The sequence below is a fragment of the Cyanobium sp. LEGE 06143 genome, assembly GCF_015207535.1.
Classification (GTDB): Bacteria; Cyanobacteriota; Cyanobacteriia; order PCC-6307; family Cyanobiaceae; genus NIES-981.
Genome location: NZ_JADEWP010000008.1, coordinates 1 through 13,408, shown reverse-complemented (window position 1 = coordinate 13,408; position 13,408 = coordinate 1). Strand labels below are relative to the sequence as shown.

Sequence of the window (13,408 nt, the reverse complement as noted above, 5' to 3'; positions counted from 1 at the left end):
CCAGGGAATTCTGATCGTCTGTCACGGGCCCCAGCTCGACCCCTGAGAATGGCCCGATGACCCTGACCAGCCTCCCTGTTGCGCGGCCCGTCGCCCCCGCTTCGAGCCTGGCTGACAGCGCTGCGGGCCGCTCAGCGGACAGCCTCGACAACGCCCAGGCCCGTCAGCTGCTCAAGGCCCTCGGGGATCCCCTGCGGCTGCAGGTGATCGAGGCCCTCGCCGGCGGCGAGCGCTGCGTCTGCGATCTCACCGCGGACCTGGGCCTGGCCCAGTCGAAGCTCTCCTTTCACCTGCGGGTGCTCAAGGAGGCTGGCCTGCTGGAGGGGCGCGAGCAGGGCCGCTGGATCTACTACCGCCTGCAGCCGGAGGCGATCACCGCCCTGCAACAGTGGCTGGGCCGGCTCAATGCCCAGTGCCAGCGGCCCGCCAGCCCCTGTTGCGACTGAGCCCCCGCCAGCGGCCCGTTGCCGGTGGCCACAGGCGTGCAGTGCTAACCAACTCTTAAACGGCTGACCATCGGGCCTTGACCGAGGGGCGGCCTGGTCCCCATAGGGTTTTGGCATCCTTCGGCCGCAGCCCCATGGTGTTCACGCCTTCCCAAGCTGCTGAGCATCGCGACAGCTTCAGGGAGCTGCTGGAGGCCAGCTTTGAGAAACGCAGCCTGGTGCATCTGCCGGCCGGCAGCCCGATTCCCCTGCTGCGGCGCAACCTCTGGGTGGTGGTGCGCGGCATGGTGAAGCTCGGCGCCATCTCCTACCAGGGCGATGCCCTGCTGCTGGGGCTGGCCGGGCCCAATGAACCCTTCGGCGATCCCCTCAGCAACCAGCCCGCCTACGAAGCCACCACGCTGGTGGCGAGCGACCTGCTCTGCCTCAGCTGCGATGAGATCCACGCCTCTCCCCATCTGGCCATCGGCATCCTGCAGGGCATGGCGTCGCGCTATCGCCAGAGCGAGGCGATGCTGGCCCTGCTCGGCCTGCGCCGCATCGAAGACCGGGTGAAGGGCTTTCTGGAGCTGCTGGCTGAGGAGTACGGCCAGCCCTGCGACCGCGGCCTGCGGCTGCCGCTGCGGCTCACCCACCAGGACCTGGCCAGCGCCCTGAGCACCACCCGGGTGACGATCACCCGGCTGCTGGGCCAGCTGCGCGCCGAGGGCTGGCTCGATCTCGATCTCGAACGCCACCTGGTGATCAGCCACCAACCCCTGCGCCGATGAGCCGCCCGGGATCGGTCCTGCGGCCGGTCAACAGCTTCTGGGATCTGGAGGGCGGCGGTCAGAATGGAGGCGGTCAGAATGGCGGCATGAGCGCCCGCCTGCTGGTCGTCGAAGACGATGAAACCATCCGCGACACCCTGCAGGAGGCCCTGCAGCTGGAGGGCTTTGCCGTGACGGCCTGCGGCAATGGCCGCGATGCCCTCAACCTGCTGCAGCGCAGCACGGAGGAGAACGCCTACGGCCTGGTGGTGCTCGACCTGATGCTGCCGGGCCTGGGCGGCCTCGATGTCTGCCGCGCCCTGCGGGCGGCCGACATCCTCACCCCGATCCTGGTGGTGAGCGCCCGCGACACGGAGACCGACCGGGTGCTGGGCCTGGAGGTGGGGGCCGACGACTACCTGGTGAAACCCTTCGGCATGCGCGAGCTGGTGGCGCGCTGCCGGGCCCTGCTGCGCCGCACCACCAGCCAGGCCAACCAGGCCAAGGTGCTCGAACATGCCAACCTCAAGCTCTACCAGGAGGAGTGCCGCGTCACCCGCGACGGCCTGCCCGTGAACCTCTCGCCCAAGGAATACCGGCTGCTGGAGCTTTTCATGCAGCATCCACGCCGGGTCTGGAGCCGCGACAAGCTGCTGGAGCAGGTGTGGGGTGTGGACTACTTCGGCGACAGCAAGACCGTGGACGTGCACATCCGCTGGCTGCGCGAAAAGCTGGAGGCGGAGCCCTCGTCCCCCGCCCACCTGATCACTGTGCGGGGCTTCGGGTATCGCTTTGGCTGACAGCGGTCGCGGCGGCTGGCCAGGCGCAGGCCGCCCCTGGTGGCGCCGGGGGGCGGTGGCCCTGCCGGAGCCGAGCAGCCGCCAGCTGCTGAGCTGGATCGACCAGGCAGCGATGGGCTGGGTGCTGCTCGATGGCGACGATCGGATCTGCCACATCAGCCCCCGGGCCGAGCGCGTGCTGCTGGCGGAGCTGGAGGGCGGCACGGCGGTGGGAAGTGCAGCCGCCAGAGCAGCAGGGGTGCGGTTGCTGGGCACTCCCCTGGCCCGGATCTGCAACGATCCCACCCTGCTGAGCTCCATTGGCCTGGCCCGTCGCCAGGAGCGCGCCCAGCGCCTGGAGTGGCGCTATGGCCTCCTGGACTACGACCTGGCCGTGGTGCCGGGCCGCGACGGCTGGATGGCGCTGCAGCTGCAGAGCCGGCGGTCGCTGGAGGCCCAGCTCGATCAACAGGAGCGCTGGGTGAGCGATGTGGCCCATGAGCTGAAAACGCCGCTCACCGCCCTGCTGCTGGTGGGAGACAGCCTCGCCGCCCAGGTGACCGATGGCAACGCCCGGCTGGTGGAGCGGCTGCAGCGGGAACTGCGGCGCCTGCAGGACATGGTGGTGAATCTGCTGGAGCTCTCCCGCCTGGAGAACGCCATGCCCGGCCAGGGCCTCAGCTTTGAGGTGGTGGAGCTGGAGGGGCTGATGGAGCAGGTGTGGCAGAACCTGCGCCCCGTGGCCGAGCAGCGGGGCGTGAGCCTGGCGCTGCAGGCGAGCGGGCCGCCCGAGCAGCTGCGGATCCAGGCTGATCAGGCACGTCTGCACCGGGCCCTGCTCAACCTGCTCGACAATGCGCTGCGCTACAGCCCCAGTGGCGGCGTCGTGGAGGCAAGGATCGGCAGCCGCGGCGGCTGGTGTCAGCTGAGCATCCGCGACCAGGGGCCGGGGCTGAGCGAGGACGACCTCAACCACATGTTCGAGCGCTTCTACCGGGGTGACAGCTCCCGGGTGCGCCAGGAGCGCACCGGCAGCGGCCTGGGGCTGGCGATCGTGCAGCAGATCGCGGCCACCCACGGGGGCAGGGTGCAGGCGCGCAACCACGGCGATGGCGGCGCCCTGCTGGAACTGATCCTGCCCCAGGAGCCCGCCGGGCTCAGCGCACGTTGACCTCCACCACCCGGCCACCAAGCCGGTTGACCCGCTGCAGCGCCTGGTTCATGCGGGTGTAGGGCACGCGGATCACCGTTTCAGCGGTGCGGGAGTAGGCGTTATTGGCCACGCCGGTCACCACCAGGGTGACCAGACGGCCGCTGCTGCCATCGGTGCCCCGGGCTCCGGCCATCACCGGCAGGCCGCTGATGCGATCGGTGCGCTCGGTGTTGTAGACGGCCATCGGTGCTTCGCCGTCGCCGCCGTAGGCGCCTGAGCCCACCGAGGAGCGGAAGTAGGAGGGGCCGGAGCTGGGCGGATTCACCGGCACGGGGCGGTTGCGGTGCACCACGCGGTTGAGGCGCGACTGCACGCCGCTGCTGTCGCCCTTCACCGAGGCGGCCGCACCGCGGGCCAGCTGGAACACCCAGGAGAACTGGCGCCCCTGCTGGCCAACGGAGTAATCCCAGCCGTGGATGTAGGGCACCACATCCTGTCCGAAGCGGCCCTGATACTCGTCGCTGTCGATGTAGGAATCGATTTCAGCGTCGTAGCCGTGCTCCTGGAGGATGGTGAAGTGATCGAGCATCTCCTGGGCGGTGTTGGGGGCMCGSCCSAGCAGATGCTTGTGGTTCAGCTCAATGAARYGRTAGGGRTTGCAGTTCTCRAAGAACTTCTCCTTGTAAAGGCCACTCTTGGCCACCAAGCGCACGAATTCGCGCACGCTGAGATCACCGTTGCGGAAAAGCGATTCGAGCCCATTGAGCCGCTCGCTCTTCATGATGTACTGATTACCCAGCACCTGCTGATACACCGCACGCACGATTGTCTTGCGGTCGTCTTCTGTGGCGTRGGCCCAGTTTTCCTTGTTGCGAGCGCCAGCGAAGCGTTCAATCCCCAGTGCGGGGGCTTTGACCAGTGCCATGGGCGGGGAGGCGTAGGGCGAGGATCGGGAAGGGAGTAGGCAGCATGCCGAGGCACGCGCTGGCACGACGCTAAGCCGATACCCCGGGCCTGTGATCAAGATTCATTGAACGTTGGGATCGTGTGAAGAGCTGTAAAGAAGCCCTGGCCTGGGAGCCCTGATTTGTGGCAGCCAGAGCGGGTCGCTAAGGTAAAAACAACACCAAAGATTGATCGGCACCCACCGATCCAGGAGGTTCACTGTGCTGCATTTCTGGGCCCCTGAGATTGATCCTGCCCACCCGATGGAGTGCACCCAGCCCGAGCGCTACGCCATCCGCCGGCTGGAAGACAGCCTGTTTCTGGCCGTGCAGGGCACGGACCAGCGGGTGGCGCTGGTGGCAGAGCCGGGCGAGGCCTATCTGTTTCACACCCACGAGGCCGCTCTGCGGGCCGCCCTGCAGCTCAACAGCTCCGGGCGTGGTCCGGTGGATGTGGTGAAGATCGAGTGGGAACCCACGCCGGCCGGCGTCGCATCCGCTGGGGTGGCGGAGCCAGTCAGCCTCAGAGGCTGATCGGCTCGACGCCGCTCACCACCGGCGCCACCACCGCCAGTTCGAGGTCGGGGTGGTCGTCCTGGAGCTGGCGCAGATTCCAGGCGTTCTTGAACAGCAGCACCGGCCGATCCCAGGCATCGCGCACGGTCTTGCAGTTGAAGATGCGGCCCACGGCCTCAAGGGCGTCCCAGCCGCCGCACACCCAGCGGGCCACGCTGAAGCCCATGGGCTCCAGACGGGTCTGCACGCCGTATTCGTGTTCGAGGCGATACTGCACCACCTCCAGCTGCAGCTGGCCCACCGCCGCCAGGATCGGGTCACGCTTGCTCTGGTCGGTGTCGTAGAGGATCTGCACGGCCCCCTCCTCGCGCAGTTCATTCACCCCCTTGCGGAAGCTCTTGAAGGCGGAGGGGTTGGGGTTGCGCAGCCAGGAAAAGATCTCCGGGGAGAAACAGGGAATGCCCTCGTATTCCACCTTGGCGCCCAGGTAGAGGGTGTCGCCGATGGCGAACATACCGGGGTTGTTGAGGCCGATCACATCGCCGGGGAAGGCATCGTCCACCACTTCGCGGTCCTGGCCGAACAGCTTCTGGGGCCGCGACAGGCGGATCGCCTTGCCGGTGCGGGCGTGCTGCACGGTCATGTCCTTCTCGAAGCGGCCGCTGCACACGCGCACGAAGGCCACCCGATCGCGGTGGCGGGGGTCCATGTTGGCCTGCAGCTTGAACACGAAGCCGCTGAACCCGGGCGCCACCGGATCCACCGTCCCGCCGCGGCTCTGGCGCGGCACCGGCTTCTGGGCCAGCTCCAGGAAGGCATCGAGGAAGGGACGCACGCCGAAGTTGGTCATCGCCGAGCCGAAGAACACCGGGCTGAGCTCGCCAGCCTGCACCAGGGCCAGATCCAGCTCGGCGCCGGCGCCATCGAGCAGCTCCAGTTCCTCCAGGGCGGTGGCCAGCAGGTCGGCCTCCACCAGATCCGCCAGCTCAGCACTGCCCGCCAGCAGCCGCTTCTCGGTGGCCTGACGGCCCCGCTCGGCCCGCTCGAACAGGATTACGTCACGGCTGCGGCGATCGATCACGCCACGGAAGCGGTCGCCACTGCCGATCGGCCAGTTCACCGGCCAGCAGGTGAGGCCCAGCTCGCTCTCGATCTCATCGATCAGCTCCAGGGGCTCGCGCCCCGGCCGGTCCATCTTGTTGATGAAGGTGAAGATCGGCACCCGCCGCAGCCGGCACACCTCAAAGAGCTTGCGCGTCTGCGGCTCGAGCCCCTTGGCGGCGTCTTCCAGCATCACCGCGTTGTCGGCGGCGGCCAGGGTGCGGTAGGTGTCTTCCGAGAAGTCCTGGTGGCCGGGGGTGTCCAGCAGGTTCACCGTGGTGCCGGCGTAGTCGAACTGCAGCACGGTGGAGGTGATCGAGATGCCGCGCTGCTTTTCGAGGTCCATCCAGTCGGAGGTCACCTTGCGCTGCTCCCCCTTGGCCTTCACGGCGCCGGCCTGCTGGATGGCACCGCCATAGAGCAGCAATTTCTCGGTGAGGGTGGTCTTGCCCGCGTCGGGGTGGGAAATGATCGCGAAGTTGCGGCGCCGCTCCACGGCCTCCGCCAGGGATTCGAGATCGACGCCGGCTGGGCTGCTGGTCATGGCCCCAGCCTGCCAGAGCCAAGGCGGGGCCTGGGTCCTGCACCGCAACGGCGCCTGGGGTCGCCCTCCTGGGGGCCACGCTGGCTGTGGTGGCAACGGCGTCTTGCAGCCACCACTGGTGGCGTTATGGTGCACGCCAACCCCCGGATCGCCCTGCCGTGACCCTCTCCGCCCAACCCCTGTCGGATGCGGCCCGCCAGGCTGCCGAACTGGGTTATGCGGCCGCCGATGCGACGCCGGCCGGCCCGCTGGCTGGCGGCGATTTCCCGGCCACGGCGCCCGCGGCGAACCCGGTGTTTTACCGCACCTATTCGCGCCGCACGCCCCAGGGCCGCGAGAGCTGGCAGCAGGTGGGCGAGCGCAACCTGGAGGGTCTGCGGCGCCTGGGCCACCTCACCGAGGCGGAAGTGCAGCTGCTGCGGCGCATGCAGCAACACCAGAAGGCCCTGCCCTCGGGCCGCTGGCTGTGGATCGGCGGCACCCCCTGGATTGAGCAGAGCGAAAACTTCTCCGGCTCCTACAACTGCACCTCCACCAACCTGGTGGACTGGCAGGCCTTCGCTCTGATGATGGACCTGGCGATGATGGGCTGCGGCACCGGCGCCATCATCGAGCCGCACCTGATCAGCCGCCTGCCGGTGCTGCGCAACCGGCTGGTGCTGGGCAGCGTCACTGACATCGGCTCCACCCCGGCGGGCCAGCGCCAGGAGCACACCAGCCACACGGTTGAGGCGAACAGGGTTCACATCAAGGTGGGCGACACCCGCCGCGGCTGGGTGGACAGCTACCAGCTGCTGCTGGAGCTCAGCAGTGATGAGCGCTTCTGCCAGCACGGCGCCGCGGGCGAGATCCAGGTGAGCGTGGACCTCTCCGATGTGCGCCCCGTGGGCGAAACCCTCAAGGGCTTCGGGGGTATGGCCAACCCGGTGAAGCTGAAGGACCTCTACGGCCGCGTGGCCCAGATTCTCAACCGCGCCAACGGCCGCCAGCTCACCTCGGTGGAGTGCTGCCTGCTGATCGATGAGGCGGCCGTGACGATCGTGGCCGGCAACATCCGCCGCAGCGCCGGCATGCGCCAGTTCGCCGCAGGCGACACCGCCGCCTCCACCGCCAAGGACAACCTCTGGCAGCAGGACAGCGAGGGCAACTGGAGCATCGACCCGGAGCGCGATTCGCTGCGCATGGCCAACCACACCCGCGTGTTCCACACCAAGCCCAGCCGCGATGTGGTGCTGGAGGCCGTGACCAAACAGTTCCAGAGCGGCGAGGGCGCGATCCAGTTCGCCCCCGAGGCGATCGCCCGCTCCAATGCCGATCTGCTGCCCACGCCTGAGCTGCGCCAGGAGTTCATCGCCCTCTATTGCGAGCAGGGCCGCGAGCAGGCCGGCGCCTGGCTGCAACAACACCACCCCGGCATCGAGGCCGATGAACTGGAGCACCGCCTCGGCCGCTACGGCCTCAACCCCTGCGGCGAGATCCTCGGCGCCGACTTCCACTGCAACCTGGCCGAGATCCATCTCAACCAGATCCACCCCACCGATTTCCAGGCCCAGGAAGACGCCTTCCGCGCCGGCGCCATCTCGGTGGCCTGCCTGCTCAACCACCGCTTCGAGGTGGAGCGCTACCGCCAGAGCCGCGCCTGGGATCCGATCGTGGGGGTCAGCTTCACGGGCCTGTTCGACTTCTTCGTGCATGCCTTCGGCACCCCCTGGCTGCGCTGGTGGGAAGCGGGCCGCCCCGACAGCGAGGAGGGCCGCACCTTCCGCGCCCAGGAGGCCGATTACCTGGCCCGCTGGAAGCGGATCGTGAATGAGGCGGTGTGGGAATACTGCGACCGCCACGGCCTGCGCCGCCCCAACCGCTGCACCACGGTGCAACCGGCCGGCACCAAGAGCCTGCTCACCGGCGCCTCCCCCGGCTGGCATCCGCCCAAAGCGCAGCGCTTCATCCGCCGTATCACCTTCCGCAAGAACGATCCGGTGGCCCTGGCCTGCCTCGACTACGGCTACGCCATCGTGCCCTCCCAGAGCGATAAGGACGAGCAGGGCCGCCTGCTGGATGATCCCTTCGATCCCCGCTGCACGGAGTGGCTGGTGGAAATCCCCACCGAAGTGAGCTGGGCCAACATCCCCGGTGCCGATGCGGTGGAGATCAACAACTTCTCGGCCCTGGCCCAGTTCGACTTCTACATGCAGGTGCAGCAGCACTACACGGCCCACAACACCTCCGCCACGGTGGAGTTCCGCGAGAACGAGATCGAACCGCTGGCCGACGCCATCCACCGGGCGATCGAGGGCGGCCAGGGCTACATCTCAGCCGCCCTGCTGGCCCGCTTCGATGCCAACGCCACCTTCCCGAGGCTGCCGTTCGAGCCGATCGACCTGGCTACCTACGAACGCCTGAACAGCGAAGTGGCCGCCCGTCGCCGCACCGCCGACTTCTTCGAGGCCCTGCAGCGCTACGACGGCGGCGAACTGCAGGAGGCCGGCCCCGCCGGCTGCGACTCGGACAAGTGCCTGCTGCCCCTGGCCAAGCCCTGAGGCAGGTCCCGCGGGCTTCACCTGGCAGGGGTCCCGTGGGAAGATGGTGGCTCCCGGTCTACGGGCCGGGGATGGGAGAGGTGGTCGAGTGGTTGATGGCTCCGGTCTTGAAAACCGGCGAAGGGAAACCTTCCGCGGGTTCGAATCCCGCCCTCTCCGTTGAACAAGATTAAGCAATTACAGGATATCGGGCCTCGTGGTTAGTAGCTTAAATGCTAAGCAGCTTCGCCCCAAGCGATGGTGCTCCACGTCGTAGACCCTCCACACTCAGATCCTCATCAATGTCTGGCCAGTGGATTCCAAGGCCAGCACCAGCAACCCGGTAATTGTCACGCCGTGCGGCGATGGCCTACAGCAGGCGCTGGTGCCAGGTCAGAGGCGCTGAGATGGATCGTGTCTCTGCAAGGTCGACGATCAGCTTGTCCTATGTAGAGGCAACCTCACGGACCGCTTCTGAGAGCTGTCAGCATCGTTGATTTTCACCAACAGCATAAGCTTATGCGGGGCTGGCTTCTTGCACAACGCTCAAGATCACCTGGCCGCAAATCCCCATGGTTAGTGCGAGTACCCTGGCAGGCGGGTCAGGTGAATCCTGATGCCATATTCTACTTGTTTGTAATAACACGTACTCGTGCCCAGACAGCTTTTGCTCCCGATTGTAACTTCGTACCATCAGGAACCTGTAAGACTTTGACCTTCTGCCCTTTGGGAAGGACGCCCAATACCTTGCTACCTTTTGAAGTGCCAGCGTCACGCAGGGTCACAAACGTTGAGGTGGTTATCTCATCGTTTTCGGCGGGCACCTTCTCCAAGACTACAGTCTTATCCTCAAGAAGTTGTTCTTTAGAATCTTTTTTACCGAGATAAATCCACCCGGATACATCACCAGCACTAGCCCCTTTGGCTGTTAAAGATGCAGAAGCTTTAACTTCAGGGGTAACTGTTATCGGGACATCCATTATAGCCGTATCTGTATTCTCTTGCATTGTTTCTCCGCCGGTATTTTGCTGTTCTCTCTGGACCTCTTTGTTGCGATTGTCAATCTGTTCTACGACTTTCTTATTCATTAAGGCAAGTAAGCTTCCATTTAACTCGTTGGATATACTATCATCACTATCAATAATGAAAAATGAAGCGTCTCGGAGCTCTTTCTTCCCGCTTAGAATAGCGATGCGAACAAGATTCTTTTTGTCGGAATCTTTTTTAGCCATCACGTATAAGGCTGCGAGGGTAACTTTGGCTTCGCTTGGCTTGCTTCCTGTTATACGCGGAATTGACTCTAGCATTTTCTGGGATATCATATGAACTCGATTTGTTTCTTGGATCTCTTTCTTTGTTCTTTCGCTTAGGAACAGGCTCCAGCCGGCCTGAAGGACTTGAGATATTGCTACAACAAATACAAGCAGTACTTCGAGCCTCTTGTTCTTGTCGGACGAGCCTGCCATTAGCCTTGGTTCCTGCGATGATTCATTCATAAAAATTTCTTGGAAGTAAGATCTTGTGAAAATCTAACGCCCGCCTTCAGCCTACCGCTTGGAGCGAATGACCGAAGGGAAGTAGCGGAAAGTGGGTCGGCTGCAAGGCATTGTTAGAACTCACTCTGGTGAATGCTTGCGCATGAAGAGATTAACACCCTCCAGCATTATTGAAATTCTCGGGCGCCCGCCCAATTCTTCCCATTCTCCGTGGGCAGCATGGTTCCTAATGCCGCCCCAAGAAGCAATATCTTTCATGTCTTGTTTGGATATAAAGTCAGCCTCTCGTAATGTGGTTGCGTAAGAGTCCAAGCTCGGCTTCCTGTTCCCCAGTGAAAGCGCAGAATCTTCTACCCAATTGCGTAGGAATTCTTCTAATGTTGCACCAATTAACACTGCGGGAGCTGCAGGGTGAACAGATTTTGATTTGAGAAGGCCTTGAGCTTGCTCGAGGAGGTCAGATGTGACATCAATTTCAGCCTGACGTTCTGGGCTCAACCCAGAAACCAGTCCGTCATTGAGATGTGCGATGAAGGACTTGAGTAGCTCTATAAGGATTTGGGCAGCCCGAGCGCGGTCTGACGGCATTGACTTTTTGTCTATTTCGTTCACAAACGAGCTTCGAGATCCAGCGAAAGTAGAAAGAAAGTCCGAAACTCTTGCGTGAGCCCCTCGAAACTGACCGAAATCCTTCTCACCTATCTGGGAGCAAACTTCAATAAGGATATTTGCTTTTGCAATTACTTGGTCGGTGTTCATAAGCCTTCCGTGAGTTCTAACTAATCATTGGATGGTTCCGTGAACCACAGCCGCCGGGCCTCCCCCTTCCGATAACCATCCCCAGCAGTCCTCGCCCGATTCTGGAAATCCCTGGCTCAGCATAGGATTTGAGCATTGCTTCACCAAGCTTAAATGGGGCTCAAGGGTCCGCAAACCACTTGTTCGATTGGCTACAAGGTGTCCACTGGTTGAAGGCCCTCAGCGCGCCAGGTTGAGCAAAGGGGTACGGCTCATGCAGCACTTCCCATCTCGTGAGGGTTTTTACCACTACTGCTGCAGCTCCCACCAACTCTCCTCCACCCACACCGACACCGAGCCTCCCTGGCAGTGCCACTCGGCCCAGCCGTCGGCGTTGGTGCTGATCACGGCGGGGTGGTGGCCGGTGAGGTCGCGGAAGCGGGTGTGGGGCTTGCCCACTTCCATCCACTTTGATCCGGCGGGGCCATCGCTCATCAGCACCGCCAGCGCCAGGGGATGGCCGGGGCTGCCGAGGCGGGTCCAGCCGATCGTGTTGAAGTGGTCGAGGTAGTCGTACTGGGGGCCATAGGCGCACTGGGTGCGGGCCTGCAGGAAACGATCGATCAGGCCGCGGTGGGAGGCCATCGACACGCTGTAGCTCTGGCCATTCTTGCTGTCGCTGTAGGAGGCCCCGTAGTAATCGGCATGGAAGATGCAGGGATAGCCCTCATCGCGCAGCAGGATGAAGGCGTAGGCCAGCGGCTTGAACCAGTCCTGCACCGGGGATTCCAGGGCCTGCAGCGGCTGGGTGTCGTGGTTGTCCACAAGGGTCACCGCCAGCAGCGGCGCTTCCTTCATCAAGGTGCCATCCAGCAGCCGGCGCATGTCGTACTGGCCGCCGCCGAGGCTGGCCTGATGGAAATTGAGATGCAACGGCGCATCGAAGAGGCTCATGGCGCCGCCGGTGTTGGCCAGATACCACCGGAGGCTGGCCAGGTCGTAGGTCCAGTACTCGCCCACCACGAACAGATCGCGCTGCACGTGCTGCTCCAGGTGGTCGACCCAGTCCACGAAGAAATCACTGGCGATGTGCTTGATCGCATCGAGGCGGAAGCCATCCACCCCAAAGCTGTCCAGCATCCAGCGGCCCCAGTGCTTGAGTTCGCCGCGCACCTCGGGGTGGTTGAGGTTCAGGTCGGCGCCCATCAGGAAGTCGTAGTTGCCCTTTTCAAGGGCCACGTTGTGCTCCCGCAGCGCCCCCTTCACCTGCCACACCGCCTGGTAGTCGCGCTCGAAGCCGTTGTAGTCCACAGCGTCGAAGTGATACCAGTGCCACTGCATCTCTGAATACCGCCCGCCGCGGCCATCAAAGCGGTAGTGGGTCCAGGCGCGGATGGTGCGTTCATCGCCGAGCTTGCGGGTGCGGTCCTGCGGATCGAAGGGGGTGGCCTGGAACTCCTCTTCCGCATCGGCAAACAGCTTGTGGTTGAACACCACATCGGCATAGACCTGAATGCCGTGCTCACGGCAGGCCTGCAGGGCCGCCTCGTAGTCCGCTCTGGTGCCGTACTTGGTGCGCACCGTGCCCTTCTGGTCGAATTCACCCAGATCAAACAGGTCGTAGGTGCCGTAGCCCACGTCGTACCCACTGCCCCCCTTGGTGGCGGGCGGCAGCCAAAGGGCCGTGATGCCGGCGGAGGCCAGGGCCGGGGCTTCGGCGGCGAGACGGCGCCAGTGGCCACCATCCGCCTCGCTGTACCAGTGGAACCACTGCATCAAGGTGCCGTTGAATTCCGTGGGCTCGGCGCTGCGGCGTGCTCCCGTGGCCGGCCCCTCCCGCTGCAGCCAGCTGCGCAGCAGGGTCGCCACCCCGGAGGCTGTGTCCTGGGCGGGGTCGCGGAACACCTCCAGGGCCTGGGTCTTGAGCTGCCGGGCGACGGGTGACATGCGGCTGCTCAGGAGGCAGGGGGTGAGGCCTGCGGCGGCGGCGTCTGGGGCCCCGGGCCGGCGGTTCGGGGCTCCAGCCGAGGGGCCTCGCCAGCCTGGACGGGCGGATGCTGGGCGCTCTGCCGATTCAGCTCCCGCTCCAGCATCTGAATGCGCATCTCGCGCAGGCAGTACTTGCAACCGCCGGTGGTTTGCAGATGCTTTTCAGGGGTGATGCAGATCTGCTTCACCGGATGCATCGTGCAGCGAATCTTGATGGGCGACTTATAGCTTTTATAGATGATATCGCTGTAGTCATAGCGATCGCCAAAGCGCGAACGGGCCCGCTCCAGAAATAAGTCCCGGCTGATCGGATTGCCCATGGCACAGAGATTAGGCACCTGGCCAGCTTCAGAGCCAAATAGACAAGGAACGACACAGCCGCTCAGATGGCAGGCTGAGAGCATCCCTTGCCCGCCACTCCCATGGCCCAGGAG

13 protein-coding genes and 1 tRNA gene are annotated in these 13,408 nt (G+C 64.4%); 7 read left to right on the top strand and 7 right to left on the bottom strand.

Annotated elements, in window-relative coordinates:
- Positions 1-56 precede the first annotated feature (56 nt).
- The 4 genes from IQ216_RS01490 (at position 57) to IQ216_RS01475 (ending at position 3,145) form a co-directional block, all read left to right on the top strand.
- Positions 57-446: a helix-turn-helix transcriptional regulator gene (locus IQ216_RS01490; RefSeq protein ID WP_193814025.1), complete on the top strand. Its 390-nt coding sequence runs from the start codon at positions 57-59 to the stop codon at positions 444-446.
- 134 nt (positions 447-580) lie between these two features.
- Complete coding sequence (locus tag IQ216_RS01485; RefSeq protein ID WP_186696807.1) at positions 581-1,216, top strand: Crp/Fnr family transcriptional regulator; 636 nt, start codon at positions 581-583, stop codon at positions 1,214-1,216.
- Positions 1,217-1,302: 86 nt separating this feature from the next.
- The gene (locus IQ216_RS01480; RefSeq protein WP_186700555.1) at positions 1,303-1,995 is read left to right on the top strand and encodes a response regulator transcription factor; all 693 of its coding nucleotides are present in this window, start codon (positions 1,303-1,305) and stop codon (positions 1,993-1,995) included.
- Positions 1,988-3,145 carry a cell wall metabolism sensor histidine kinase WalK gene (locus tag IQ216_RS01475; RefSeq protein WP_228007002.1) on the top strand — a complete coding sequence of 386 codons (1,158 nt, stop codon included), beginning with the start codon at positions 1,988-1,990 and terminating at the stop codon, positions 3,143-3,145. Before IQ216_RS01480 ends, IQ216_RS01475 begins: the two co-directional genes overlap by 8 nt.
- Here the strand turns inward: IQ216_RS01475 and IQ216_RS01470 are convergent.
- Positions 3,132-4,052 carry a phycobilisome rod-core linker polypeptide gene (locus IQ216_RS01470; protein ID WP_193814024.1) on the bottom strand — a complete coding sequence of 307 codons (921 nt, stop codon included), beginning with the start codon at positions 4,050-4,052 and terminating at the stop codon, positions 3,132-3,134. The two genes, IQ216_RS01475 and IQ216_RS01470, sit on opposite strands and share 14 nt — an antisense overlap.
- 283 nt (positions 4,053-4,335) lie before the next feature.
- Here IQ216_RS01470 and IQ216_RS01465 point away from each other — a divergent pair, with 283 nt between their 5' ends.
- Positions 4,336-4,605 carry a hypothetical protein gene (locus tag IQ216_RS01465; RefSeq protein WP_193814023.1) on the top strand — a complete coding sequence of 90 codons (270 nt, stop codon included), beginning with the start codon at positions 4,336-4,338 and terminating at the stop codon, positions 4,603-4,605.
- Here the strand turns inward: IQ216_RS01465 and IQ216_RS01460 are convergent.
- A complete protein-coding gene (locus tag IQ216_RS01460; RefSeq protein ID WP_193814022.1) occupies positions 4,595-6,232 on the bottom strand; it encodes a peptide chain release factor 3 in 1,638 nt (545 codons plus the stop codon). The genes IQ216_RS01465 and IQ216_RS01460 overlap by 11 nt on opposite strands.
- Positions 6,233-6,441: 209 nt before the next feature.
- On the opposite strand from IQ216_RS01460, the gene nrdJ reads away from it, so the two are divergent.
- Together nrdJ and IQ216_RS01450 are read left to right on the top strand one after the other, a co-directional pair.
- Positions 6,442-8,772 (top strand): ribonucleoside-triphosphate reductase, adenosylcobalamin-dependent, encoded by a 2,331-nt coding sequence (gene nrdJ / locus IQ216_RS01455; RefSeq protein WP_193814039.1) that lies wholly within the window; start codon positions 6,442-6,444, stop codon positions 8,770-8,772.
- A 74-nt stretch (positions 8,773-8,846) separates the two neighbouring features.
- Positions 8,847-8,931: transfer RNA gene (locus tag IQ216_RS01450), tRNA-Ser, on the top strand.
- Positions 8,932-8,980: 49 nt separating this feature from the next.
- Here IQ216_RS01450 and IQ216_RS14605 read toward each other — a convergent pair.
- The 5 genes from IQ216_RS14605 to IQ216_RS01425 all read right to left on the bottom strand — a co-directional run bounded on the left by IQ216_RS14605 (position 8,981) and on the right by IQ216_RS01425 (position 13,312).
- Entirely contained in the window at positions 8,981-9,118 is a 138-nt protein-coding gene (locus IQ216_RS14605; protein ID WP_370566553.1) for a DUF2442 domain-containing protein, read from the bottom strand.
- A gap of 259 nt (positions 9,119-9,377) precedes the next feature.
- Entirely contained in the window at positions 9,378-10,217 is an 840-nt protein-coding gene (locus tag IQ216_RS01440) for a hypothetical protein (protein ID WP_193814021.1), read from the bottom strand.
- A gap of 150 nt (positions 10,218-10,367) precedes the next feature.
- Positions 10,368-11,006: a hypothetical protein gene (locus tag IQ216_RS01435; protein WP_193814020.1), complete on the bottom strand. Its 639-nt coding sequence runs from the start codon at positions 11,004-11,006 to the stop codon at positions 10,368-10,370.
- 288 nt (positions 11,007-11,294) lie between these two features.
- Positions 11,295-12,932 carry an alpha-amylase gene (locus IQ216_RS01430; protein ID WP_193814019.1) on the bottom strand — a complete coding sequence of 546 codons (1,638 nt, stop codon included), beginning with the start codon at positions 12,930-12,932 and terminating at the stop codon, positions 11,295-11,297.
- 8 nt (positions 12,933-12,940) lie between these two features.
- Positions 12,941-13,312: a hypothetical protein gene (locus tag IQ216_RS01425; protein ID WP_370566552.1), complete on the bottom strand. Its 372-nt coding sequence runs from the start codon at positions 13,310-13,312 to the stop codon at positions 12,941-12,943.
- Positions 13,313-13,408: the final 96 nt, after the last annotated feature.